This is a genomic window from Mammaliicoccus sp. Dog046 (genome assembly GCF_034039665.1).
Classification (GTDB): domain Bacteria; phylum Bacillota; class Bacilli; order Staphylococcales; family Staphylococcaceae; genus Mammaliicoccus.
In genome coordinates this window covers 567,984-593,806 of the sequence record NZ_CP120131.1, presented here as the reverse complement: position 1 = coordinate 593,806, position 25,823 = coordinate 567,984, and the positions used below count along the sequence as shown (strand labels likewise).

Sequence of the window (25,823 nt, the reverse complement as noted above, 5' to 3'; positions counted from 1 at the left end):
TTTCAAGGAGGGATCATCTACTGAGATGTTTCCTCTTTTTTATATAAATATGAAAGTGACTGTAATCGTTCTGCCCCTTCTAATAATTCTTGATCATTAAGTGCTAATGAAATCCTGACATAAGCGTCACCATTATCACCAAATGGTATACCTGGTGCAACTAATATCGATTGTTCTTTAAGTAAATATTCAACAAATGATTCTCCATTATAATTTGGCGGCGTTTTTAACCATAAGAATATGCCACCTTTCATTGGTTCGAAAGGAATATCGACTGCCTTTAAACGTTGCTCAAATTGGTTTCTTCGTTCTTTAAAGATTTCATTTTGTTGCTCTAGAAATGCGTCACATTGATTCAGTGCGACCGTACTAGCATCTTGCAAAGCTCCAAACATACCTGCATGTGTATGTGTTTGATATTTTTTCAAAGCAGCAATCATATCTTTATTACCTACCGCAAAACCTACTCTATAGCCAGACATGTTATAACCTTTTGATAAAGAGAAAACCTCAACAGCTACATCTTTAGCATTTTCAGTTTGTAATATACTTGGATTTTTCTGTTCAAAACCAAAAGCACTATACGCAAAGTCATGTACAATTTTAGTTTGTGAGTCTTTAAATTGAGCGATGGTTTCATCGAAGAATGATTGCGTTGCTATGGAACCAGTCGGATTATTAGGATAGGTTAAATATATAAGTTTTGCTTGATCAAGAACGTGAGGATCTACTTGATTCCATTGTGGTAAGTAATGATGTTCTGTTTTTAAATCTAAGTAATAAGGCTTAGCGTCTGCTAACAACACACCCGCTAAATAATCCGTATATCCTGGATTAGGCAATAATACATAATCACCCGGCTCCACTACACAAGTTGGTAATGAGACTAAGCCATTTTTCGTACCATATAAAATGCACACTTCCTCTTCAGGATCTAAATCTACATCGTAATGCCTTTTATAGAAATCAGTAATTGCTTTCCTGAAAGTTCCTTTCCCATGAAATGCACCATACTTTTGATTTTCAGGTTGCTGTATCGCTCGAATAAATTCATCTACAATCACTTTTGGAGTTTCTCCATCTGGAATACCAACAGCCATATTAATTAATGGTAAAGGACCATGTTCAATTTTTTGGCCCATTGTCTTACCAAAGTAACTGTCTGGAATATTTGATAGTCGTTTCGACATGTTCACAATAACGTCTCCTCTATCGTTCTAATTTATATGCTCAAGTACGTATATGTTTATATTTTATCAAAGTGACATTCACACACAAGTTTTTCTTACTTATTTACTATGAAATATATCGATGTATGTTAATCAGTTTTAAAAATTTATATGTACAAAAAGACTGGGAACAGATCCTATTCAACAAATTGACATGCTAACGAGATTGTTTATCAGAACTATCTCGTTAGCCTGTCATTTTCTCACTTTCTATAGTTCTTTCAGGTATTTATGATCTCTATTTGTCAGCTAACGAGATTGTTTTCCAGAACTATCTCGTTAGATTTTCTAACGGGATTGTTTATCAAAACTATCTCGTTAGCACGTTGTTTCTTCATTTTTTACAGTAAATTAGGCTTTTATGGGATCAATTTGTCCGCTAACGAGATTGTTTTCCAGAACTATCTCGTTAGATTTTCTAACGGGATTGTTTATCAAAACTATCTCGTTAGCACGTTGTTTTTTCATTTTTTACAGTAAATTAGGCTTTTATGGGATCAATTTGTCCGCTAACGAGATTGTTTTCCAGAACTATCTCGTTAGGATTTTTAACGGGATTGTTTATCAAAACTATCTCGTTAGCACGTTGTTTTTTCATTTTTTACAGTAAATTAGGCTTTTATGAGCTCTATTTGTCCGCTAACGAGATTGTTTTCCAGAACTATCTCGTTAGCGCTCAGTTTCCATGTATTTTTAAGTTAATTTAGGTATTTGCGCGTAAAAATGCCGACATCGGCAACAAAAAAGCAACACAAGAAATGTAATCATTTCTTGTGTTGCTTTTAATTTTCATATACTATTCAACATGTTCAGGTTCGTGCTTAAATATTTTTCGTTTAAATTTCATTATAATCTCATAAGATATTGGCACGACGAGCAATGTTAATATTGTTGATGATAACAATCCACCTATCACGGTAATTGCCAATGCTTTAGAAATCAGTATTGAACTTCCTCCACCAAATAATAATGGTACTAAAGCGCCTATTGTAGCAATAGCTGTCATTAAGATTGGTCTCAAACGTGTTCCTGCTGCTTCGATTAATGCTTCTCTCGTAGACATGCCCGCTTGTTCCATATTAATAACTCTATCGATTAATACAATTGCGTTAGTTACAACAATACCGATTAACATCAGCATACCAATCATACTTGGTACAGATATCGTTTCTTGAGTAACAAGTAAACCTGCAATGACACCAATAATTGATACTGGTAATGAGAATAGTATCGCGAATGGTGCAAGTCCACCTTTAAATGTTAATACAATAACTAAGTAAACAATTAATATCGCTGCAGCCATTGCCATTACAAGTTGTACAATCGCTTCATTTATATCATCATTTGTTCCACCGACATTTAATTCTACATCACTTGGTGAATCAATTTTAGATACTTTTTGATTAACTGTTGATGTTACTTTAGCGACATCATCACCTGTAATTTTACCGTCTACTGAAACGGATATTTTATCATTTTCTTTAGTGATTGTGTCTGGTGATTTTGATTTTTCTAATGTCGCAATATCACTTAATTTAACGGATTTACCTACAGGTGATGTTAATTTAGTGTCTTTCAATTTATCTTCTGACCAATCTGTTTTCATTGGCTTAGACAATTTAACGTCAATGGATTTACCATCTTCGTTTAATTTAGTTACTACTTTATCTTGTGTTGTTTGGTTAAGTGCCATTGCGATTTGACCAGCAGACAATCCAAGTTTGCTTGCTTTATCTTGATCTACTTTGACATCATATTGTTCATAAGAAGTTGATAAATTAGAATTGACGTTATCTACGCCATCTACTTTCTTCATTTCGCTTTCAACTTTTTTAACAGTGCTTTCTAATGCTTCTGTTGATGGTCCTGAAACTTTAACTGATACTTCATTTGCAGTACCACCTGTTGAAAAGTCTTGTTGCTTCCATTCTCCCTTATGGTTAAATGTATCAACTTTGTTCATTACTTTCTTACCAACATTATCCCAATTCGGTGTATCTTTATCGTATTTAACCATTAAAGCCATATCTTTTGTGGCAGATGGATTAAATGGATTTTCTCCTCCAACACTGTATTGAACAAAATCAACATTTTTATCTTTTGATAAATACTTCTCAACTTGTTCACCATGTTTAACGACTTGATCTTCTTTCTCACCTGGAGAAGGTTTATACGTTAACGCCAACATTTTGTCGCTTCCCGTATCAATAAATGATTTCCCAATGTATGGTGTAAATACTAATACGATACTTGCGAGTACAAGTACAATACTTATTACAATTACGAGCCATTTATGGTTCAAATTCCATTTTAAAATATTTTTATATTTACTCGCTAACCACTGTCCTTTTTCTTTTTTAGGCTTCCTAATGCCATTTCTAAAGAAAATATGTGATAACACAGGTACGATTGTCAATGCTATAAGCAATGAAGCTAATAAACTAAATGCTACAGCTAATGCGAATGGTCTAAACATCTCTCCGATTTGTCCTGTTACAAATGCAAGTGGCAAGAACACCACAATCGTTACGATTGTTGAAGACATGATCGGAATAAACATCTCTTTCGTTGCACTTGTAATTAATTGACCACCTTTAAGTGTTTCATCTTTATTTGACATACGTCTATAAATATTTTCTATAACAACGATGGAGTCATCTATCACACGTCCTATTGCAACTGTAAGTGCACCCAACGTTAAAATATTCAATGATATATCTAAAGATTTAAGTCCTAATAATGCAATCAATAGTGACATTGGGATAGACACCATTGCAATGATTGTTGACTTAAAGTCTCTTAAGAAGAAGAGAATAATAATAATTGCAACGATAGAGCCAATTAACGCTTTCTCTACCATTGTTGAAACAGAATCTTTAATCGTTGAAGCTGTCTCCATTAATTGGACAGATTCAATATTTTTATGATCTTTCTTATATGCATTTACTTCTTTATTAACATTATCAACGACATCTACTAAATTAGCATCAGATGTTTTGTTCACTTGTAATGCTAGGGCATCTTTGCCATTTGTTTTAGAAATTGAATCTCTCTTTTTCTCTTTTTTAACATCAGCGATATCTGATAATTTTACAGATGGTATACCTTCAGAAGCATCTGCACTTTGATCAGATGATTGCCCGGCTTGCTGTGCTTGACCCGCTTGCTGTCCTTCACCAGCTGAACTTGAACCACCTGTTAATGGAATTTCTAAATCTTTTAATGCTTTAATCGATGTGAATCTTCCATCTACTACAATCGATTTAAGGTTATCTCCAAATGTGTATAATCCTAACGGAGATTCTTTAGTCGCTCCATCTATATATTGTAATACTTGATCTTCAGTGAGACCTTTCTTAGTTAATTCGTTTTGTTTAAATTCTAAATTAACTTCTTCTAATGTTTGACCAGATAGTGAAACGTTTTGTACGCCATCTACTTTTTCTAATTTAGGAATTAAAGTAGATTCCATTTGTTTTGTGGCTTTTTCTAAATTGCCATCTTTATCAGAAACAGAATAACTCACAACTGGGAATGAATCCATCGACATACGACTCATTTCAGGCTCTTGAGCACCTTCTGGTAAATCTAAATTCTCAATCGTCTTTTTCAATTCTGTTTCTGCTTCATCCATATTTGTTTGGTATGTATATTCTAAGGTAATAGCTGAAGCATTTTCTAACGATTGACTGGATACGTTTTGTACCCCTTCCAGATTCTGAACTTTTTTCTCTACAGGTTCTGTTACATTTTTTAAGACATTTTCAGGTGTAGCACCTGGATATGGTGTCGAAATTGTAATGACTGGTGTCGTAACATCTGGTAAAAGTTCTAACTTCATTTTAAAAGCTGAATAAATACCGCCAAGTAAGACAATCAATGTCATTAACAAGATGGCAAATTTATTATTCAATGAAAACTTAATCATTTTTTGTACCATATATATTCCCCCTTATTAAATTATCTTGTGATTTACATAATGAAAGCACTAAAAATTTAAAGTTTAAAATTTTAGTGCTTTATTTTTATATGTTAAGATTTTTTAATTTTCTTTTCGATCTTTCTCTTATACGTTGTAACAGCTGGTTTCACTTTTTCAATAGCAGTATAAAGTGGTTTATTTAATACATAATCAAATTCACCAATTTTTTCGCTTAAGTATGTGCCCCAAACTCTCTTGAATGCCCATAGTCCATAATGTTCATGATCTTGATCTGGATCATTGTCTGTTCCACCGAAGTCAAACTTATCTGCACCTTTTTCTTTTGCAAAGCGCATCATTTCAATAATCATGCGGTGGTTAGGTAAGAATTCACGATATTCATTTGAAGACGCACCATATAAGTAATAAGACTTTTTACCAGAGAAGATAAGGATACCACCTGATAAGTACACACCATCAGGGTTCTTCTCTTTCAATTCTTCCATTTCTTGAATACGTTTCTCATAGTTACCTAGTTTTTCATCAGCATCATTTAATTGATTGACTACTTTTTTCGTTTGTCTGCGTTCTTGAAGTTTTGCTTTTTCTTCAAGTAATGCATCTCTTTCAACGAATAAATCTTTTAATACATTATTTGGAACGACTTTAACTAAGAACAATTCACAATCACCATCAGGATTTAAATGATCGTAAATGTTTTCGAAGTAAGAAACATCTCTAGTTAAGAAGTTATCTCTTTCTCCTGTTTCTTCCATAATCTTAGCAAAGATTTTTAAATCATCACGATTACCGATAACCAATTCTGTTCCACGTCTTAATGAGTTTCTCACACGTGAACGGTTACGTTTATCAAAGCTTTGCATTAAATCTTCTTCTGACTGATCGACTTTCGTAATCATTGTCATACGTGGCTGAATATATGTCTTACTTAAACCGTCTTCAAACCCTTTATGTTGAAAACCTAAAGAAGTTAAAAATTCTAATACACCTTCTGATTGATCAACTTCAATATCTGGATCAATTTTAATTGCATAACTTTTTTCATTTCTCGCCATTTCTTTAGATAATTCTAGTAATACTTTCACAGAAGTTTCGTCTTTATAATCAACTACAAACCCTCTTGATATGTAGCATAATGTATATGGTAATTTAGGGACTTTTTTGAATAGCAATTGTGCTACACCTGTTAATTGTTCTCCATCACCTACAGCTATACGACGAGAATACCAACCTGTAAGCTTTTTGGATTCTGCCCACTTTGTAAGTTGCAACATATCACCGTTTGGATGTTGTTTTACAAATTCATCATGTTGCTCATGAGTGATATTCATTTTCTTAATCGTCATTTATAAATCTCCTTTTTGTCAATTCGTTCCTTAATTATACAATGAAACTCACTATAATTTCACGTAAAAGACCAATATTTGTTATACTTGTTCAATAAACTATAAAGTTAGGGCTGAAATATATGAGACAGTTATTGCTTACTTTATTTATTATCTTAAACATAATTATGATTTTGATCAGTTTAAACTTTGATTCTACGATTAATTATTTAAGCTATCGTATCATTATCGTTGCTTTTACCTTTTTATTAAGTATCGTTTTTATTCTTGAAAATGCGCGTAAATCGATATTATTTTTAGCAATTATTAGTACGATCATTGCACTCGTTCATTTAGGCATTATCGTTCAAAGTATATACCTCAATGTTTATACAAGCTAATTCGATGATGGTTTAAACACTTTACTGTTAATAAAATATAAAACCATCAACAATATGGATACAATGACAATCGTTATAACAAATGGTATTGGATCACTTTCTCCGTTAATTCCGACTAACGGGGAAACGAGTCCACCGAATGCGAATTGAGATAACCCTAACAAGCTAGTGGCACTACCCGCGCCTCCATTATTATTAGCCATAGCAATTGAGAAACCTGTTGTACCAATTGCTGATACTGGACTCACAAGAACAAAGAAACCAATCATTAATAACCAAATTGGCCAACCTGCTAACAATGTTATTGATACAATGATAACCCCAACAATTTGAATCATTCCAAACAATCGCATTAAAAAGTGTTCATCATATTTATCTACCATCTTATTAATCATTTGACCTGCCAAGATTAATCCTAACCCATTAAATGCAAACATCCAACTAAATAACTGTGGTGATACATGATAAACAGACTGTGTAATAAATGAAGACGCTGAAATATAGCTAAATAATAAAGCATATGTACAACTTTGAATAAACAAAGGCATTAAAAATTTCGGACTCTTTAATAAATTTTTAAAATCACTTAATATCTCACTAATCCTACCTGAGCTACGTTGCTCTTCAGGTAACGACTCCGATAACTTCGTCAATGATAATATAAACATAATAAAGCCGAATATTGTCAAAAGAATAAACACCATTCTCCACGTAGAGAACGATAATATAACTCCCCCTAACACTGGTGCCATAATTGGTGCAATTCCGTTAACTAACATTAAGACCGCAAGAAACTTCGTCAATGCTTTCCCTTTATATAAATCACTAGATATTGCCCGGGAAATAACTGCACCTGCCCCTCCTGTAAATCCTTGAATAAATCTTAAAGCCATCACAATATAAATATTTGGTGCAAACACACATAATATTGAAGCCACTGAATATATAATCAAGACAACAATGAGTGGCTTTTTCCTTCCAATCACATCGGATAATGGACCAACAAATACTTGTCCAATTGCTAAACCAAGCATGAACAACGTCAATGTAAGTTGTGTATGCGAAGTCGTTGTATTAAAGTCTCGACTAATCTCTGGTAATGCTGGCAAATACATATCAATCGAAAATGGACCAAACGCCGTTAACAAACCTAATATAATTATTAAAAATAACGAAGGCTTCGCCATCTTATTTTCGTTCATAAAATTGTCTCCTTTTATCTCTATTCTTACTCATTATATGCATACGCATTTTCAAAAGGCAATGCTATAAACCACCAATTATAAAAATGCTTTACTTTCATGTTGTCATCATTCAAAATAAACTCAGAAACTAAGTATCGGAGTGGAAACATGAATATCTTTTTAACTGGTGCGACGGGATTTGTAGGTGCTGAATTGATTCAATCACTTGCAAAAGATGCACACAAACATTTTTATATTTTATATCGTTCTGAACAAAAAAAGACATCCCTTTTAAATAAATTAGATCCAAGTGTTCATACTAGATTGCATTTTATACACGGCGATATTACGCACGAACAATGTGGTGTCGATTTAGATGCACATCAAATACCTCAAATAGATAAATTTTATCATCTTGCAGCTTTAGTTAAATTCAACTTTGAATTAGCAGATGAATTATATCAAATTAACTATGTCGGCACACAGCATGCATTGGCATTAGCCGAACAATTGCAAACAAAACATTTCTTATATGTTTCAACCGCTTATACGGTTGGAGAACAAGAAAAAGCAAACGAAACATTGCATCTACTTGATTCACCGACAAACAATCCATACGAAGCAACAAAAGTAAAAGCTGAACACATCGTAGCAGCAAATACAAAGATGCATACATCCATTATTAGACCTGCAATTATTATCGGTGATTCTAAAACAGGTGAAGCCGATTCGAATTTCACTTTATATGGATTTATGAAAGCATTGAAAGTATTTAAACGAAGAATTGAGAGAAATAAAGATCAAACCGTATATAGATTATTTGGAGATGCAAAGCATACATCTAATTTTGTACCTGTAGATTATGTTGTAGACGTTCTGACAGTTGCATGTGATTATGCAGAAAATCAAACAATCTATCATGCGACAAATTCATCGCCACCGACAAATGATTTTATATTTGAAACAATCAAGAAGCATCTTGTATTCGATCAATTAGAAGTCGCACCAATATCAGACATTTATTCTATATCTGATGATGAGCGCGTACTTAATAGTTTTATAGATGTATTTGCACCTTACTTTTCAAAATCAATCGTATTTAATGACGAGAATACAGCTCACATGATGAAAAAAGCTGATAAATCAACATTACAACTTTCTAATGAAACATTAGATATGATTATAGGTGTCTATTTTAAAAAGTAACTAATATTTTTGGGAGATATCGTGCGTTTCATGCCTAATCGCACGATATCCCCATTATATTTATATAAAAAAGGTTTCTGGAATATCCAGAAACCTTTTTTATTATCCACCTATATAGTTCATATTAATTTTATTTTTCTTACGTCTCATCACTGTATCTTCAGTACGTTCATCTGAATATCTATCATCTCTGATGTTCCATAAATATTTTAAAGTAGTCAACAGTTCTTCATCTGTCTTCCCGCTTCTCATTTCCGATTTAATATCATAGCCATTCTTTTCTGCAAATAAGCATCCATAAAATTTACCGTCTGATGATATTCTTGCACGTGTACAAGAGGAACAAAATGATGCTGACACACTCGTGATTAATCCAAACTGTGCACCGTTATCTTTATGTTTATAGTATGTGGCTACTTCTCCAAAATAACTTGGATCAACAGGTTCTATTTCAAATTCATTTTCGATGAGAGATAACATTTCTGATTTAGTAACTACTTTATCAAAATTCCATCCGTTATCATTACCTACATCCATGAATTCAATAAATCTTACAACGATGTTCTTTTCTTTAAAATATTGAACAAGTGGAATAATTTCTTGTTCGTTAATGCCTTTTTGTATAACAACATTTACTTTGACTTTAAGTCCGATACTTACGGCATAATCAATTTGTTCAAGTATTTGCGACGCTGAAATATTACGATTATTAATGGATTTAAATAATGCATCATCTAACGCATCTATACTTACATTAATTCTTCTTAATCCAGCGTCATATAAATTTTGACCATGCTTCTTCAATAACAATCCATTCGTCGTTAAACCAATATCATTTATCCCTTCGATACCGTTCAATTCACGAATAAGCTCATGAAGGTCTCGTCTCAACAACGGTTCTCCGCCTGTAATTCTAATTTTTTGAACGCCTAAAGTACTATATAGTCGAGATAAACGTACAATTTCTTCAAAACTTAGCAATGCTTGTTTAGGTAAAAATGCAAAATCATCGCCAAATATTTCTTTTGGCATACAATAATCACAGCGAAAATTACAACGATCAGTAACAGATATTCTTAAATCTCTTATCGGTCTTCCTAATTTATCTTTGATAGGTTGATTCATCATAATGCCTCCTCTACCTAAACAATAGCTAATGCTTTAAATTTTCTAAGTCTTCACTGTAATTGATATTTTGGTACCAATTGCTAGTATCATCTACTACTTGTACATTTAACCACTGCGAAGGTGTATTCTGATATATTTCTTTCATTCTTAATGCTTGTTTATCTAAAGCTGCTTTAATATCTGATTCAACACGATGACTATAAAATGCTAACGTCGGCATTTTCTTACCATCTGCTTCATAACCGGCAATATCTAGCTGTTCTTCCATTACACGAGAAATGAAGAATTGATATAAGTGACTAATTGCTTTTTCAGTAATCAATGGCGTATCACACGCAATGACAAAGTAACATTCAGATTCATAAGACTTCATGGCACTGTATATTCCAGCTAATGGACCATTGTCCTTATATTCCGGTAAATCCACAACCACGTCTTCATGTTCAAATGAATGTTTTAAAGCTTCACTTGTACTGATTACTACTTTCTCGAATAAGTTTGTTTGATTCAATGTTTGAATAATTTTTTGATAAAATACTTCCCCGTCTATCGTTGCTAATGCCTTTGGTGAACCAAATCTACTGGACTTTCCTCCAGCTAGAATTATTGCTATCATTTCCTTTTAACCTCCACTGACTGGTGGAATCAGTGCAATGATATCTTCGTTTGTAACAACGCTTTGATCTTGCACAAATTCTTCATTTACAGCAATTTGATATGTTTCATCCTTTAATTCAGGATGTTGTTCATTTAAATATTGCTTAAAGTCTAACACAGTGAGGTCTTTACTAAGAGTGATTTGCTCCTCTTTTATGTTTAATATTTCTTTTAAATGAGCAAAATACAATACTTTCATGATTCATCCTCCATTATCGATGAAGAATGGTACTGTTTCTGACTTCCTTGCCATTCTTCTCCATCTTCCCATATTTCTTTTTTCCAAATAGGTACAATTTCTTTAATTCGTTCTATCGCGTATTCGTTTGCTTCATATGCATCACGTCGATGTGGTGACGATACACTAATAACAACCGCAATATCAGAAATTTGTAATTCTCCGATTCTATGCGCGATTGCTACAATTGTTCCTGGCCACTTTTCCGCAATTTCATCGCCGATTTGTGACATCTTCTTCTCAGCCATCGGTACATACGCTTCATATGCTAAATACTCTGTTTTAATACCTTTCGTCCATTCACGAACATGTCCTGTAAATACAACGATAGCCCCTTGCTTACTATTTAGCGTCCACTCACGATATACTTCTGGATTTATACTTTCTTCCACAATCTCAAACTGTTTCATTACTCCACCTACTCTTTGCTTAACCATTCTACAAACCATTCTAGAAAAGCAGCTCTTTCCGCTTCTTCAAATGCATTGAATGTATATTTAATATTTTCTAAAGTTTCTTCTATAGGTTGATCGTTTTGTTTTAGTACGATTTTTGGATATTTTGCAGATTTGAAGCCTTCTATCAATAGCACATCTGGTTTTACGGATAGATCTCCCTCAATGATTTCTTCTAAAGTTCTATCTACTTTAGTCACTCTTTCAATCAAATGTTTACCCATCACAATACTTTCGTTAGCACCATTTTTTATAAAGGATAAACTATCTACTTCTTTATGATTCAAAGAAATGTCTTCTTCACCATGTCCATGGTGCTTTATCGTTGAAACGACGATTTCCCTATCATTACATATGCGTATTAATTCATTAATTAAAGTTGTTTTACCATTATTTTTATATCCAACGACTTGTAAAATTCTCATAAATTCAATTCACTTTCATATGATTGGTGATCTGTGAGCAAGACTTTTACTTCGTCTCCCTTTTGATATCCTCTTGAGCCACTTGGTAATATAATCATACCATTACTATTCGCAATTGAAACAACTGCATTGGATTTATTAAATCCTGAAGGTTCTGCGTAAATGCCTTCGCTAGAAAAAGTTAACTTCCCTCTTATAAATCTTGTGAAAGGATTCGCTTTTGTAAAATCAGCATCAAGTACGGCATCTACAATGACAGAATAAATTTCATTTGCACCCATCATTTTTAAGACAGCTGGTCTAGTGAAAAGGTGGAACCCTGAATAACAAGCTGAAGGATTTCCTGATAAACCAAACAATAATTTATTTTGTTTATATGCGACCGTCGTCACACTACCTGGACGCATTTGTACTTTATTAAACAGTACTTCTGCTTGAAGTGCCTCATAGACTTTCGGTAAGTAGTCATAATCACCGACTGAGACACCGCCTGTTGTAATGACGATATCATGGTTGTTTAAAGCTTGATTTACCACTTTAATACAGCCTTCTAAATGATCTTCTTGTATTTGATAAATTGTACCCTCAATGCCAATTTGTTTACACATTGCTTGTATCATTGGGCCGTTTGAATTTCTAATCTTACCTGGTTGAAGCGGTTCATCTGGGGCTACTAATTCACTTCCAGTTGCAATAATAGCGATTGTCGGCGGCTCATAAACGTGCACATTTTGATAACCAAATGTTGCAAGTACAGCAATTGCACCACTGTTTATCGTTTGACCCTTTTTCAATACAAGTTCGCCTTCTCTACATTCTTCACCTTTAAATGAAATATTTTCACCTTGTTTAAAAGGTTTTCTGATAGAGAATTGGTTTTCCTGTTCAATTGTTTGTTCAAACATCACGACTGCGTCTGCCCCATTCGGGATTTGCGCGCCAGTCATGATACGTACCGCTTCACCTTTGTTTAATGTTACATCTGATGTCGTACCCGCACCGATATGATCAACAACTTTAAAAGAAACACGGTTGTCACCACTTGCATCATTAGAATCTTGACTGTTTATCGCAAATCCATCATACGGTGATTTATCAAATCTTGGAATATCATATGTCGCTTTAACATCTTCCGCCAATACTTTATTCAAACTATCTTCAATACGTATCTCTTTTACTTCTTTATGTTTAATTACATTTATAATACGTGAAATTGCTTCTGAAACGGGTATCGGTGTTCTCTTTTCAACTGTCATTTATTTACACTCCTTCTCTATTTATTATTTGTTCCGTGTTATAATATTTGCAAGAAAGGATGAGTTTAATGTCTGATTTTACACACTTTAATAATCAAGGTCATGCTAAAATGGTTGACGTTTCAGATAAAGAAACGAGTACGCGTATCGCTATTGCGCACGCTAGTATCAAAGTTAAAGAAACCATTTACAATCAAATTCAAGAAGCAACAAATAAGAAGGGCGATGTGCTAGGAACAGCACAAATCGCAGGTATTATGGCTGCTAAAAATACTAGCCAACTCATACCAATGTGTCACCCACTTCAATTAACAGGTGTAGATATTGATTTTGAATGGACTAACGACAACACCTATACGTTAAACATCACAACAACTGTAAAAACTAAAGGCCAAACAGGCGTTGAAATGGAAGCACTCACTGCTGCTAGTGTTACTGCATTAACAATTTATGATATGTGTAAAGCCGTAGATAAAGGAATGATTATCGGTGAAACTTATCTGTCCCATAAATCTGGTGGTGTAAACGGCGATTTCAATCGACCTTAACTATTTATTAAGCTCATACACGATATGATTTAATTCAGTCGTGATGAGCTTTTCCATTGCCAATTTTACTGCTCCTGTTGAACCTGGTAGTGCAAAGATGACTTTATTACGCTTCGTACCTGCAAGCGCTCTTGAAAGTATTGCTTTAGAACCAACATCCTCAACATAACTTAAATATCTAAATAATTCTCCAAACCCTTCAATCTCTTTATCTAACAATGGTTTAATGGCTTCAATCGTTACATCTCTTTGACTAATACCTGTACCACCCGTAGTAATAATAGCATCAATATCTGCATTCAACCATTCATTGATTTGATCTTGAATTTGACCTATTTCATCTTTGACGATGCGATAATTAGAATCCTTCCATGCAACATTTAAATCTTTTAAATATTTTTGTACAAGTTGTCCGCCCTTATCTGTTTCAGTTGTTCTTGTATCACTGATTGTTAGAATGGCAACTTTAATATCTCGATTTATGCTTTGTATGGTACTCATCATCAATTCTCCTAACCGAACATTTTTTCTACAAATTGTTTACCTTCGCTCGCTGTATCAATACCATGTATAAGTAGTCTTCCACTATTAAAAGCAACTACACGATGATCATCATATAAAAATTGAATCATATATGCATTTGAACGATGCAAGAGTCTATTTTGTGCGACAAATTTTTCAATTGCTGCTCGATTCAATTTCTCATTGATATATTGGACAGTATGACGACCACATAATTCCGTAACATGTTGATCTGATTCAGCAAGTTTTGGATAACTTGGAGAAGCGCCACAAGTTTCGCAATCATCACGTTGCATTTTTTTAAATCCAAATGTTTGATGTTCACCTTCCCAAACGTCACCATATGTCACTTTCGGCGTAAAAGTGTTTCCAGATAAAATCTTCAATGCATCAGCAACTTGTAAACTTGCTGCCATTGTAACTGCTGGATTGATCACACCGACTGTATCACACGTTCGACTAATCACAGGTAATTGTGGTAACACACAATTAAAGCATGGCGTTACACCTGGAATAAAGCTTGCTTGTACATATGTAGATTCTAAACATGCACCATAAATCCATGGAATTTGACGTTTATATGCAAAATCATTAATCAATTGTCTCGTATTAAAGTTATCTGTTGCATCAACAATAACATCAGAATAACCAGCAACTTCGTTTAATAGTTTTGCATCACATTGGGCAATGTAAGTTTTAATTTGAATATCTTCTCTAATAAGCTTTAAATGTCTTTCAGCTGCTACAACTTTAGGCAGCATTTCTTTAATATCTTTCTCTACAAATAGTGTTTGTCTTTGTAAATTAGACGATTCTACATAATCACGATCAATTAAATTTAATCGTTTTACGCCTGATCTCGCTAACTGTTCAGCAACATGCGTGCCTAATGCACCCATACCTATAATCGTTACACTACTTGCTTCTATTTTTTCTTGTCCTTTTTCGCCTATTTTGTTAAATAATATTTGGCGAGAATAGCGTTCATTCATCTTTATCAACCTTTCACGAATCACTTTATCTCCATTATAGAGTGAAAGACTTATATCCTCAACGAATAGAGGTGAATGAGATATAATTTTCCTTGCTTAAACGAAAACATCTCATCTTCTATTTACGATTACAGCAAAGATGAGATGTTATTATGTTTATGCACGTTTTTCGATTTTACTCATATGCATCATTGTTAATAATGCAATCACGCCAAAGATAGCTAATAACAGGAATGCAAGATGGTTTGATCCAAACATACTCGTAACTAGCGTAATCACAAGTGGTGGGAAGAATCCGCCAAGTCCACCCATCATTGATACAATACCGTTAACGACACCAACTTCTTTATTGAAATGTGTTGGTACAAGTTTGAATACTAAGCCATTACCAATACCCGCACTCACACTGATTGTTAAACAACCAATTGTAAATAAAAGAATATGTTGTGATAGTGACAAGATGAGTGCGCCAGCAATAATACTGATAAAGAACAATTTCAGTACATTCAATGCATTAAACTTATCACCTAACATACCACCAATCGGTCTTAACAATGTTGCTATCGCAATAAAGATACCCGTTCTAATTCCAGCATCTACTTTATCAATTTCAAAGTGTCCTACTAAAAAGTTCGGTAAAAACAAACCAAATGCGACAAAAGCACCGAATGTAATAAAGTACCATAAGCTAAAGTAATATAATTTGTAATTATTAATGACAAGCTTCGTTTGTTGCATCATAGGAATTTTGACTTTAGGCTCTTGTTTATCTCCAAAGATAAACATCAGTGCTGCAAATAATACTAATACAAGTAAATACAATTGTACTGTATGTTGCCAACCAATGAATCCTGCAATCGGTGGTGCTAAAAATGCTGAAACAGCTGTACCTAAATTACCCATGCCGTAAACACCATTCGCAAATCCATGTTTCTCTTTAGGATAATATTTTGGTATAGACGTTACACCTACCGAAAATATAGCGCCCCCTAATCCAATAAAGAATCCCGCGACAATTAACCCTGTAGTAGATTGCGCCTGACTCAAATAAAATACCGGAAATAATAATATAATAAAACTCGTTAAAAATACGATTCTAGATCCTACTAAGTTCGTATAGTAACCAATCGGTATTCTCAAGATAGAACCTAGTATGACTGGTATCGCTAAAATAATTGCCTTTTGACTTTCAGGAACAGCGATATCCTGAGTGATATATGGCATTAATGGCGCTAAAATTGTCCATACCATAAACCCAGCCATTAGACTAAACGTTTGAAGTGGCAATTGAAATTTCCCTGTGTTCGTTTTCATATTTTCACCCTTATTCTTATGAAATATTTATTTTGATGTCACATTTATTGTATGTTAATTGTGAAAACATGCGCATAAGGATTTACCCTTATACAAATAAGGAAATTCCCTAAATCATTATGCGTTTCATAGTTGGATTGCTATGTGAGTGGGTTGGCATATTAATATCGTAGTCGTTATTTGCACGTTTCACCATTCTTGCTAATAACAACACCCTTGTTTGCACGTTTCACCATTCTTGCTAACAACAACACCCTTTATTTGCACTTATCTACTAAAATTAAAAAACCTGTAAGCACTAAATAGTGTTTACAGGTTTTTGCCGTATTAGAAATCAAGCATCTTTTTCTTTAACGCGTACTCGACGAGTTCTGGACGTGATTTCAGTTCTAATTTATCCATTATGCGTGCTTTGTGTGCTTCTATCGTTTTAACAGATACGAATAACTTTTCAGCTATTTCTTTATTGCCATATCCTTTTGCGATTAAAGGTAAGATTTCTAATTCTCTTTGAGATAATATTTTAAATGGGTCTTTCGAATGATGATCTGTCGATTGTTTAGGATTAACTAACTCATTGACTAAGGAACTCGTGACTTTAGAATCAATATACATATCTCCTCTATAAATCGTTCGCACTGCATTTACTAATTCTTCATCTGGCGCATTTTTAAGGATATATCCTTTTGCACCGTTTCTTAACACATGAAATAAATATTCTTCATCATCAAACATGGTTAAGATGAGTATTTTTGTATGTTGAAAATCTTCGGAAATTTTTCCAGTTGCGATTAATCCTGACTCTCCCGGCGGCATACTCAAATCCATGATTAATATATCTGGTTCATGTTTTGCTACCATTTGATATGCTTCTATACCATCAGCGGCGGTTGCTACTACTTCCATATCATCTTGATAATTTAATATCATTGAAAATCCTGTTCTTACTACTGCATGATCATCTGCGATTACGAGCTTCATGTTTCTTCCCTCACCGTCTATGCTATTGGTACTGTTAATTTAATATTTGTACCTTTTCCAACTTTACTTTCGATATTGAACGTACCACCAACAATTTCAGCACGTTCTTGCATACCATAAATACCAAGTCCCGAGCCTTTTGGTTCACTTCCTAATACGAAACCAACACCTTGATCTGCTACTTCTACTTCTATAAAGTTTGATTCACAGCTCATATGCACATCAACACTATCCACTTGTCCGTATTTCAAAGCGTTAAACACCGCTTCTTGCACGATTCTATACACTACCGTTTCTATCTCATTATTAAATCTAATATCATCTGAATCATTATGGTAATGTACAATAAATCCAAAGTTTTTTTCTAACTGTTTAAAATAAGACTTAAATGCTGCGTTTAATCCTAAATCATCTAAAGAGGATGGCCTTAATTCTAAAGATAAGTTTCTAGTATCATCAATCAATTTGGACATTAAACGCTCAATGTGTTGTGACTGTGTCTTTAAATTCTCGATATTATCTTGATATTTTAACAATCTTAGTTCAACACTTACATTGAGTAATTCTTGAACGACGCCGTCATGTAATTCTCTTGAAATTCGTTTACGTTCATTCTCTTGTGCTGAGATTGTTTTTTGCATCATCGTTTGTTGATGTAACTTTTGTTGTCTTTCAATTTGTGGTGAAACATTCTGTAACGTATATACTTTCACATCATCTTCCTGACTAATGGTCTGATAAGTAGCAGTAAACGGTTCTACTTTACCACTATTTGTTTGCATATATACTTGAAAGCTACTATTGCCAATCGTCGTTGATTCTAAGAAACATTCTCTACATGATTGTATCGCAAATTCGTTAGAGTAACCTTCACAACGACTACAAATTGCATGCGTTAATGAGGACTGATTATCTTCAGAAATGACGCGTCTCGCCGCTTGATTCATGTTAATAACTTGACCTTTACTATTAAGAAAAACAATCATTTCACTCGTTTTTTCGTAGTATTGTTCTAATATTTGTGTCAATTTGGATGTTTCTTGCTCATTCATGAATTAATCATATCCTTTCCGAAAAACGGGCCAAATCGTGTGAATTGATCAAGGTCAACGGATGGTAATGGTTTATCTTGTCGTTGTCCAAGTAAAATGACGCCACAAACTCTATTTTGTTTCCATAAAGGAAGTGCAATTAATGATGTTAATTGTTCACTTTGAATAATTGGATAGTTAAACAATTGATCATAATACGGACTTTCCTTAACATCTGTAATCGTCATTGCTTTTCCACTCTTAATAACAATACCTGCAATGCCTCGTCCACTTCTAAGTACGATGTTTTTATATCTTTGATTTAAATTACCTGAAACATAACGCCACTTTATATGAAATGAATCTGATTCTTCAGATGACATTGCTAATCCGACAAAATCAAAGCCATATGTTTCACGAATATGATTCAGTTGTTCTTGAAATTTAAATTCAACAGACATATTTAAACACTCCTACTTAATTTATCTTTATTTTAATTCGATTTGTGCTTTCTGTAAATAATATAACTTCTACTAAAATAGTTTAATGGTACACTCCATACATGTACGAGACGCGTAAACGGCCACATTGCTGTTATAAATAATCCAGATATAATGTGTACTTTAAATGTCCATGGTACGTCTATCATAAGTGCCGCATCTGGATTAAATATTAATAAACCTCTGAACCAAACTGAGATCGTTTGTCTATAATCAAATTCTGGTGTTGTCGCATTAGTCCATAACGTTGCAACACACCCCATAAATACAATTACTAATAATAATAAATTAACAAAAATGTCTGACACTGTACTTAATCGTCTAACATTTTCTTTCGTAATTCTTCGTGCAGTGAGTAATATCATACCTAGAAATGTCATAATACCGAAGATACTTCCGATATAAACCGCGCCAATATGATAAATGTGATTAGTAACACCCACCGCATTTAACCATTCTGCCGGAATACCTAATCCAACTATATGACCGAATATAACCGGTATAATACCTAAATGAAATAAGATACTCCCCCACATTAATTGCTTTTTCTCAATAAATTCACTCGATTTTGCCGTCCATGAAAATTGATCATATTTATATCTGAATATATGACCGATAATAAATATTGCCACACATAAATATGGGTAAATCACCCAAACAAATTGATTAATCACCATTGATCACCTTCTCTTGCTGTTGTTCCACGACACATGTTTTTAATGTTTCTCTTAAAGCTTGTATAAGATGAAAGTACGGACTATTTTGTTCCCCGAGTGATTGCATAAGTTCATACGTACCATCTTCAATGACCATGACAACCAGTGTTAAACTTTCTTGTGCTCTACTGTCACCTCTCCAATCAGCTGCATATAAAAATTCTAGCATCAAAGGTAAAAAGTCTGAGAGTTCACTTTTGGGCATTTCTAATCCAAACATTTCATATAATACTTTTAATCTTGCAAGCATCTGACCGCGCTCTTTTTGTTCATTAAACTTATTGTATGTCATATAAAGCGTCGTCTTTTTTTCAAAATCAAATGTTCGTGTATATACTTCTTGAATGTCATCGAGTGATATTTCATGCATATTCTCCCAATATTGTTGTACATTAGCATATCCTGGATGTTTGTCATCAAATGCGTGTTCAAACGCTTTTGGATGAAAATCCAACTTCTCAGGATAGGTCAATTGATTACTGAAGAAGCCAAAACTTTCTTTATACTGATACAATGCATCTAAATTAATCACGGAAAATCCCTCCATAGAAATTCTCGTTATATATTTGTTGACCAGATTTATTTTCTGAAAGTTCTTGAACACCACATCCATCACAATTCATGCCAAAATTTTCATCTCCATAACCTTGGCTACCTTGTGCTCTGTACGTATCCATATATCCTTCTTTATGTGATGTTGGTACAACAAAACGATCTTCATGTTTTGCGATTGCTAGTAATCGGTACATATCCTTTGTTTGTCTTTCAGTGAGGCCAACACGATTTAATCTAGAAGTGTCGAATGGTTTGTTACTGGATTTAGCTCTCATATAACTACGCATCATAGCCATACGTTGCAATGCACTTTTAATCGTTTTCGTATCTCCCGCTGTTAACATATTAGCTAAATATTGAACGGGCAATCTCATTTCTTCTATTGCTGGGAATATCATATCTGGATTTCTGATTGAATCTTTCCCTTCGAAATAATTCATGATTGGGCTTAATGGTGGACAATACCACACCATTGGTAAAGTTCTATATTCTGGATGTAATGGGAATGCTAATTTATATTCAATTGCCAATTTATATACTGGTGAATTTTGTGCAGATTCAATCCAGTCTTGTGTGATGCCATCTTTTTCTGCTTGTTGAATAATATCTTCATCAAACGGATCTAAAAATAGGTCTAATTGTTTTTGATATAAATCCTGTTCATTTTCAGCTGAAGCGGCTTCTTTCACTTTATCTGCATCATAAAGTAATACACCTAAATAACGCATTCTACCAGTACATGTTTCTGAACATACAGTAGGTAAACCTGCTTCTACACGTGGGAAACAGAATGTACATTTCTCTGCTTTATTTGTTTTCCAGTTGAAGTAAACTTTCTTATAAGGACACCCTGTCATACAGTATCTCCAACCACGACATGCATCTTGATCGACAAGTACAATTCCATCTTCATCCCTCTTATACATAGCACCTGATGGACAAGAAGCTACGCAGCTTGGATTTAAGCAGTGTTCACACAATCTTGGTAAGTACATCATAAATGTTTGATCAAAATTAAATTTAATTTCTTCTTCGATTTTTTGAATATTAGGATCTGTTGGACCTGTCACATGACCACCAGCTAAATCATCTTCCCAGTTTGGTCCCCATTTGAGGTCTAATTTTTTACCTGAAATGACTGACTCTGCTTTAGCGACAGGTGAGTGTTTGCCTTCTTTAGCAGTTGTTAAGTGTTTATAGTTATATGTCCATGGTTCATAATAATCCTTCATTTCAGGCATATCTGGATTATAGAATATTTTACCGAGCGCAATTTTAGATAGTTTGCTTCCAGATTTTAATTCTAGGTCTCCTTTTTGATTGAGCACCCATCCACCTTTATATGTTTCTTGGTCCTCCCATCGTTTTGGATAGCCTATACCTGGCTTCGTTTCAACATTGTTAAACCATATATATTCAGCACCAGGACGATTTGTCCAAGTACTCTTACAAGTCACACTACATGTATGGCAACCTATACATTTATCTAAATTCATTACCATTGCTACTTGTGCTTTAATCTTCAAGCCAATCTACCTCCTTCATCTTTCTAATCGCAACATACACATCACGTTGGTTTCCTATTGGACCATAATAGTTAAATCCATAACTCATTTGTGCATAACCACCTACGAGTTGTGTCGGTTTTAAATGGATACGTGTTGGTGCATTATGAGAACCACCACGTGTATCTGTAATTTCTGAACCTGGTGTTTCAATATGCTTATCTTGTGCGTGATACATAAACATCGTACCTCTAGGCATTCTATGTGATACAACTGCTCTAGCAGTGACTAATCCATTACGGTTATACACTTCTAACCAGTCGTTATCATTAATATCATGTTCTTCTGCATCTTCTTTTGAAATCCAAACTGTTGGACCACCTCTGAATAGCGTCAACATGTGTAAATTATCTTGATAAGTTGAATGGATATTCCATTTACCATGTGGTGTTAAGTACCTTAATACGAGCGTATCTACGCCACCTTTAATTTGTTTATCTTTCGTGCCAAATACCATTGGTGGTAGCGTTGGTTTATACACTGGTAAATTTTCTCCAAACTGCAAGAACACTTCATGGTCAATATAATAACTTTGTCTACCTGTTAATGTTCTAAAAGGAACTAACCGTTCGATATTCGTTGTGAATGGAGAATATCTTCTATCTAATTTATTAGAACCTGGAAATACAGCTGTTGGAATCACTTCTCTAGGTTGAGCTGTAATGTTCTGGAATGTAATTTTCTCAGACGCACGTTCAGATGAAATATCTTTTAATGTCATACCTGTTTGATTTTCTAAGTCTTCGTATGATTTTTGTGATACTTTACCATTTGAAGCGGAAGAAACATTCAATATAACATCAGCGACTTTTCGTGCTGTATCCATTCTTGGCAGACCATTTTTCACTGTTTCATCTTCCCAAGTATCTAACATTAATTTCAATTCATCATATTGTTCTTTCACGGAATAACTCACACCGTGTGCACCGATTTTCCCCTTTTCTAATAATGGTCCTACCGAAATATATTTATCATAGATCTCAGTATAATTTCTTTCTACTACAGCAAAACCTGGCATTGTTTTACCTGGAATCGCCTCGATTTCTCCTTTAGACCAATCTTTCACAAGGCCATAAGGTGTTGAAATTTCTTGTTTTGAATCGTGCGCTAAAGGTGATGTAACGACATCTTTAAATGTTTCTTTCATATGCGTTTTCGACAAATCAGATACGCCTTTTGCTAATGTTTTAAAGATGTCCCAATCTGATCGAGATTCCCATAATGGATCAACTGCTGGATTAAATGGATGAATAAATGGGTGCATATCTGTTGAAGATATATCATGTTTCTCATACCAAGTTGCAGCTGGTAATACAACATCTGCATATAAAGGTGTTGCTGTCATTCTAAAATCTAATGCAACTAGTAAATCTAACTTACCTGTTGTATCTTCTCTCCACATAATTTCTTCTGGTTTTTCAGTTTCATTCGGGTTTGCTAATAAGCCTGACTTCGTCCCCAATAAATGTTTCATGAAGTATTCTTGACCTTTAGCAGAACTTGAAATTAAATTTGAACGCCATACAAATAATGTTTTTGGATGATTTTGTTTTGCATCTGGGTCTTCTATCGCAAATTTTGTTTGCTTATTCTTTACTGAATCGACTGCTCTTTTAATAATTGCTTCATTCGAATCATCGCCCGCTTCTTTTGCTTCTTCACCGAACAATAGACTATTACAATCAAATTGTGGATAAGAGGGCAACCAACCTAACCTTGCAGCTAATACATTGTAATCTGCAGGATGCTTATGTTTCAGTTCATTAGAAAGTGGTGATTGTAATTTATCTACACCAGACTCTTCATACTTCCATTGATCCGTCGCAAAATAGAACCAACTTGTCGCATTTTGTAATCTTGGTGGACCTTGCCAGTCTTTTGCGAATGCAATTGTGGACCATCCTTCAATCGGTCTACATTTTTCTTGACCAACGTAATGCGCCCATCCACCGCCATTCACACCTTGGCAGCCACAAAGAATGACTAAATTCAAAATCGAACGATAAATCGTATCTGAATTAAACCAATGATTAATTCCTGCACCCATGATAATCATTGAACGACCTTCTGTATCAATCGCATTTTGCGCAAATTCACGTGCCACTTGAATCACGACAGATGCTTTTACGCCAGTCACTTTTTCTTGCCATTTAGGAGAATATAACGACGTTTCATCTTCAAATCCTTTTGCTTCAAGTGGATGATTTAAACGTCTTACACCATATTGACTTGTCATTAAGTCATAGATTGTCGCGATATATGCTTTTTCACCATTTGCCTTTTCAATTTCTTTAACGATAATTGGACGTTCGAACGTACCATTTCCTTCATTATCAAAATACGGGAATTGTATCGTCATCACTGAAGATTCATGTTCTTTCAGTGAAAGTGCTGGATCAAGTAATGTACCATCTTCATTTTCTAAACTTAAATTCCATTTAGCACCTTCTTCATATCGCTGTCCCATCGTGCCATTCGGAACAACAAGTTCCCCTTTATGTTGATCATAGATTACAGGTTTCCATTCAGCATGTTCCGTTTCCATACCTAAATCACTTGCTCTTAAAAATCGACCTGCTTTATAACCCTCACCATGTTTATCTAGTTGAATGATAAACGGCATATCTGTATATTGTTTAGCATAATTAATAAACATTGGTTCTTGCTTTTCTTCATAAAACTCTTGAAGTATCACATGTGTCATCGCTTGAGATAACGCTGCATCTGTACCTGGATTTGGTGCTAGCCAATTATCCGCAAATTTAACGTTTTCGGCATAATCTGGTGCAACTGACACAACTTTAGTTCCTTTATATCGTACTTCAGTCATAAAATGTGCATCAGGCGTTCTTGTTAAAGGTACATTTGATCCCCACATAATAATGTAGCCCGCATTGTACCAATCACTAGACTCAGGTACGTCCGTTTGCTCTCCCCAAATTTGTGGTGATGCTGGTGGTAAATCGGCATACCAGTCATAGAAACTCAACATTTCTCCACCTAATAATGAAATAAATCGAGCACCTGAAGCGTAACTAATCATCGACATTGCAGGTATAGGTGTGAATCCAGCGATTCTATCTGGTCCGTATTTTTTTACGGTATATATAATTTGTGCTGCAATCAGTTGTGTTACATCTCTCCAATTGACTCTTACATGTCCACCTTTACCTCTCGCATTTTTATACATGTGTGCCTTTTCTTCATCTTCAACAATGGATGCCCAAGCAACAACTGGATCTCCATATTCTTCTAAAGCTGCTTTCCATAATTTCCACAGTTTCCCTCTGACGTATGGAAATTTAATACGTAATGGACTATATTCATACCAAGAAAACGATGCACCACGCGGACATCCTCTTGGCTCAAATTCAGGCATGTCTGGTCCACACGATGGATAATCGATTTGCTGATTCTCCCATGTAATCACGCCATTTTTCACAAATACTTTCCATGAGCAAGACCCTGTACAGTTCACGCCATGCGTTGTTCTGACAACTTTGTCATGACTCCATCTTTCTCTGTACATCTTTTCCCATTCTCTACTTTTCTCTTCTAAAATAGACCAATTACCTTTAAATTTTTCAGTTGGCTTAAAGAATTTCAAACCTAATTTAACCATATATGGTACCTCCTAATTTTTGCCCTTTTC

Annotated in this window: 23 protein-coding genes; 3 read left to right on the top strand and 20 right to left on the bottom strand. The window is 34.3% G+C overall.

Translation table 11 applies throughout. The features are described from left to right. Positions 1-17: 17 nt before the first annotated feature. The 3 genes from P3U32_RS02800 to P3U32_RS02790 all read right to left on the bottom strand — a co-directional run bounded on the left by P3U32_RS02800 (position 18) and on the right by P3U32_RS02790 (position 6,512). The gene (locus P3U32_RS02800) at positions 18-1,196 is read right to left on the bottom strand and encodes an aminotransferase class I/II-fold pyridoxal phosphate-dependent enzyme (protein ID WP_323704091.1); all 1,179 of its coding nucleotides are present in this window, start codon (positions 1,194-1,196) and stop codon (positions 18-20) included. A gap of 829 nt (positions 1,197-2,025) precedes the next feature. Beyond that, the gene (locus P3U32_RS02795; protein ID WP_323704090.1) at positions 2,026-5,169 is read right to left on the bottom strand and encodes an efflux RND transporter permease subunit; all 3,144 of its coding nucleotides are present in this window, start codon (positions 5,167-5,169) and stop codon (positions 2,026-2,028) included. Between the two features lie 92 nt (positions 5,170-5,261). Next, a complete protein-coding gene (locus tag P3U32_RS02790) occupies positions 5,262-6,512 on the bottom strand; it encodes a lipid II:glycine glycyltransferase FemX (protein ID WP_323704836.1) in 1,251 nt (416 codons plus the stop codon). Positions 6,513-6,640: 128 nt separating this feature from the next. On the opposite strand from P3U32_RS02790, the gene P3U32_RS02785 reads away from it, so the two are divergent. Then, positions 6,641-6,898 carry a hypothetical protein gene (locus P3U32_RS02785; RefSeq protein ID WP_323704089.1) on the top strand — a complete coding sequence of 86 codons (258 nt, stop codon included), beginning with the start codon at positions 6,641-6,643 and terminating at the stop codon, positions 6,896-6,898. On the opposite strand, the gene P3U32_RS02780 is transcribed toward P3U32_RS02785, so the two are convergent. After that, positions 6,895-8,100 carry a putative multidrug effflux MFS transporter TcaB gene (locus P3U32_RS02780; RefSeq protein WP_323704088.1) on the bottom strand — a complete coding sequence of 402 codons (1,206 nt, stop codon included), beginning with the start codon at positions 8,098-8,100 and terminating at the stop codon, positions 6,895-6,897. The two genes, P3U32_RS02785 and P3U32_RS02780, sit on opposite strands and share 4 nt — an antisense overlap. A 150-nt stretch (positions 8,101-8,250) precedes the next feature. Between P3U32_RS02780 and P3U32_RS02775 the strand changes: the two genes are divergently transcribed. Beyond that, positions 8,251-9,288: an SDR family oxidoreductase gene (locus P3U32_RS02775; RefSeq protein ID WP_323704087.1), complete on the top strand. Its 1,038-nt coding sequence runs from the start codon at positions 8,251-8,253 to the stop codon at positions 9,286-9,288. Positions 9,289-9,390: 102 nt separating this feature from the next. On the opposite strand, the gene moaA is transcribed toward P3U32_RS02775, so the two are convergent. Genes moaA through glp form a run of 6 tightly spaced genes read right to left on the bottom strand, consistent with a single transcriptional unit; the run spans position 9,391 to position 13,447 of the window. After that, positions 9,391-10,413, bottom strand: a complete 1,023-nt coding sequence (moaA, locus tag P3U32_RS02770; RefSeq protein WP_323704086.1) for a GTP 3',8-cyclase MoaA — start codon at positions 10,411-10,413, stop codon at positions 9,391-9,393. A 28-nt stretch (positions 10,414-10,441) separates the two neighbouring features. Beyond that, positions 10,442-11,032, bottom strand: coding sequence for a molybdenum cofactor guanylyltransferase MobA (mobA, locus tag P3U32_RS02765; protein WP_323704085.1), 591 nt, complete (start codon positions 11,030-11,032; stop codon positions 10,442-10,444). 6 nt (positions 11,033-11,038) lie between these two features. Further along, positions 11,039-11,272 carry a molybdopterin converting factor subunit 1 gene (gene moaD, locus P3U32_RS02760; protein WP_323704084.1) on the bottom strand — a complete coding sequence of 78 codons (234 nt, stop codon included), beginning with the start codon at positions 11,270-11,272 and terminating at the stop codon, positions 11,039-11,041. After that, positions 11,269-11,721, bottom strand: a complete 453-nt coding sequence (locus P3U32_RS02755; protein ID WP_323704835.1) for a molybdenum cofactor biosynthesis protein MoaE — start codon at positions 11,719-11,721, stop codon at positions 11,269-11,271. The genes moaD and P3U32_RS02755 overlap by 4 nt, the downstream gene beginning before the upstream one ends. Positions 11,722-11,729: 8 nt before the next feature. Then, positions 11,730-12,191 (bottom strand): molybdopterin-guanine dinucleotide biosynthesis protein B, encoded by a 462-nt coding sequence (mobB, locus tag P3U32_RS02750; protein WP_323704083.1) that lies wholly within the window; start codon positions 12,189-12,191, stop codon positions 11,730-11,732. Then, positions 12,188-13,447: a molybdopterin molybdotransferase MoeA gene (gene glp / locus P3U32_RS02745; RefSeq protein WP_323704082.1), complete on the bottom strand. Its 1,260-nt coding sequence runs from the start codon at positions 13,445-13,447 to the stop codon at positions 12,188-12,190. The genes mobB and glp overlap by 4 nt, the downstream gene beginning before the upstream one ends. Before the next feature lie 68 nt (positions 13,448-13,515). Here glp and moaC point away from each other — a divergent pair, with 68 nt between their 5' ends. Next, on the top strand, positions 13,516-13,995 hold the full coding sequence (gene moaC / locus P3U32_RS02740) for a cyclic pyranopterin monophosphate synthase MoaC (RefSeq protein WP_323704081.1): 480 nt from the start codon (positions 13,516-13,518) through the stop codon (positions 13,993-13,995). On the opposite strand, the gene P3U32_RS02735 is transcribed toward moaC, so the two are convergent. The 10 genes from P3U32_RS02735 to P3U32_RS02690 form a co-directional block, all read right to left on the bottom strand. Next, the gene (locus tag P3U32_RS02735) at positions 13,996-14,496 is read right to left on the bottom strand and encodes a MogA/MoaB family molybdenum cofactor biosynthesis protein (protein ID WP_323704080.1); all 501 of its coding nucleotides are present in this window, start codon (positions 14,494-14,496) and stop codon (positions 13,996-13,998) included. Positions 14,497-14,507: 11 nt separating this feature from the next. Continuing rightward, positions 14,508-15,509: a ThiF family adenylyltransferase gene (locus P3U32_RS02730; RefSeq protein ID WP_323704078.1), complete on the bottom strand. Its 1,002-nt coding sequence runs from the start codon at positions 15,507-15,509 to the stop codon at positions 14,508-14,510. 156 nt (positions 15,510-15,665) lie between these two features. Next, positions 15,666-16,823, bottom strand: a complete 1,158-nt coding sequence (locus tag P3U32_RS02725; RefSeq protein ID WP_323704077.1) for a nitrate/nitrite transporter — start codon at positions 16,821-16,823, stop codon at positions 15,666-15,668. Between the two features lie 327 nt (positions 16,824-17,150). Further along, complete coding sequence (nreC, locus tag P3U32_RS02720) at positions 17,151-17,804, bottom strand: nitrate respiration regulation response regulator NreC (protein ID WP_323704076.1); 654 nt, start codon at positions 17,802-17,804, stop codon at positions 17,151-17,153. Between the two features lie 17 nt (positions 17,805-17,821). Continuing rightward, positions 17,822-18,856 (bottom strand): sensor histidine kinase, encoded by a 1,035-nt coding sequence (locus P3U32_RS02715; protein WP_323704075.1) that lies wholly within the window; start codon positions 18,854-18,856, stop codon positions 17,822-17,824. Continuing rightward, the gene (nreA, locus tag P3U32_RS02710; protein ID WP_323704074.1) at positions 18,853-19,296 is read right to left on the bottom strand and encodes a nitrate respiration regulation accessory nitrate sensor NreA; all 444 of its coding nucleotides are present in this window, start codon (positions 19,294-19,296) and stop codon (positions 18,853-18,855) included. The genes P3U32_RS02715 and nreA overlap by 4 nt, the downstream gene beginning before the upstream one ends. Positions 19,297-19,328: 32 nt before the next feature. Continuing rightward, positions 19,329-20,009 (bottom strand): respiratory nitrate reductase subunit gamma, encoded by a 681-nt coding sequence (gene narI, locus P3U32_RS02705; protein WP_323704834.1) that lies wholly within the window; start codon positions 20,007-20,009, stop codon positions 19,329-19,331. Further along, positions 20,002-20,583, bottom strand: coding sequence for a nitrate reductase molybdenum cofactor assembly chaperone (gene narJ, locus P3U32_RS02700; RefSeq protein WP_323704072.1), 582 nt, complete (start codon positions 20,581-20,583; stop codon positions 20,002-20,004). The genes narI and narJ overlap by 8 nt, the downstream gene beginning before the upstream one ends. Continuing rightward, positions 20,576-22,132: a nitrate reductase subunit beta gene (narH, locus tag P3U32_RS02695; protein ID WP_323704071.1), complete on the bottom strand. Its 1,557-nt coding sequence runs from the start codon at positions 22,130-22,132 to the stop codon at positions 20,576-20,578. Before narH ends, narJ begins: the two co-directional genes overlap by 8 nt. After that, positions 22,122-25,793, bottom strand: a complete 3,672-nt coding sequence (locus P3U32_RS02690) for a nitrate reductase subunit alpha (protein ID WP_323704070.1) — start codon at positions 25,791-25,793, stop codon at positions 22,122-22,124. Before P3U32_RS02690 ends, narH begins: the two co-directional genes overlap by 11 nt. Positions 25,794-25,823 lie beyond the last annotated feature (30 nt).

Bases quoted from the DNA above. Each gene is read 5' to 3' on its own strand.
- nreA (WP_323704074.1), bottom strand. From the start codon at position 19,296: ATGTCTGTTGAATTTAAATTTCAAGAACAACTGAATCATATTCGTGAA.
- moaA (WP_323704086.1), bottom strand. From the start codon at position 10,413: ATGAATCAACCTATCAAAGATAAATTAGGAAGACCGATAAGAGATTTA.
- P3U32_RS02735 (WP_323704080.1), bottom strand. From the start codon at position 14,496: ATGAGTACCATACAAAGCATAAATCGAGATATTAAAGTTGCCATTCTA.
- P3U32_RS02755 (WP_323704835.1), bottom strand. From the start codon at position 11,721: ATGAAACAGTTTGAGATTGTGGAAGAAAGTATAAATCCAGAAGTATAT.
- moaD (WP_323704084.1), bottom strand. From the start codon at position 11,272: ATGAAAGTATTGTATTTTGCTCATTTAAAAGAAATATTAAACATAAAA.
- P3U32_RS02730 (WP_323704078.1), bottom strand. From the start codon at position 15,509: ATGAATGAACGCTATTCTCGCCAAATATTATTTAACAAAATAGGCGAA.
- P3U32_RS02785 (WP_323704089.1), top strand. From the start codon at position 6,641: ATGAGACAGTTATTGCTTACTTTATTTATTATCTTAAACATAATTATG.
- P3U32_RS02690 (WP_323704070.1), bottom strand. From the start codon at position 25,793: ATGGTTAAATTAGGTTTGAAATTCTTTAAGCCAACTGAAAAATTTAAA.
- P3U32_RS02780 (WP_323704088.1), bottom strand. From the start codon at position 8,100: ATGAACGAAAATAAGATGGCGAAGCCTTCGTTATTTTTAATAATTATA.
- mobA (WP_323704085.1), bottom strand. From the start codon at position 11,032: ATGATAGCAATAATTCTAGCTGGAGGAAAGTCCAGTAGATTTGGTTCA.
- moaC (WP_323704081.1), top strand. From the start codon at position 13,516: ATGTCTGATTTTACACACTTTAATAATCAAGGTCATGCTAAAATGGTT.
- P3U32_RS02795 (WP_323704090.1), bottom strand. From the start codon at position 5,169: ATGGTACAAAAAATGATTAAGTTTTCATTGAATAATAAATTTGCCATC.
- P3U32_RS02725 (WP_323704077.1), bottom strand. From the start codon at position 16,823: ATGAAAACGAACACAGGGAAATTTCAATTGCCACTTCAAACGTTTAGT.
- nreC (WP_323704076.1), bottom strand. From the start codon at position 17,804: ATGAAGCTCGTAATCGCAGATGATCATGCAGTAGTAAGAACAGGATTT.
- mobB (WP_323704083.1), bottom strand. From the start codon at position 12,191: ATGAGAATTTTACAAGTCGTTGGATATAAAAATAATGGTAAAACAACT.
- P3U32_RS02775 (WP_323704087.1), top strand. From the start codon at position 8,251: ATGAATATCTTTTTAACTGGTGCGACGGGATTTGTAGGTGCTGAATTG.
- glp (WP_323704082.1), bottom strand. From the start codon at position 13,447: ATGACAGTTGAAAAGAGAACACCGATACCCGTTTCAGAAGCAATTTCA.
- P3U32_RS02715 (WP_323704075.1), bottom strand. From the start codon at position 18,856: ATGAATGAGCAAGAAACATCCAAATTGACACAAATATTAGAACAATAC.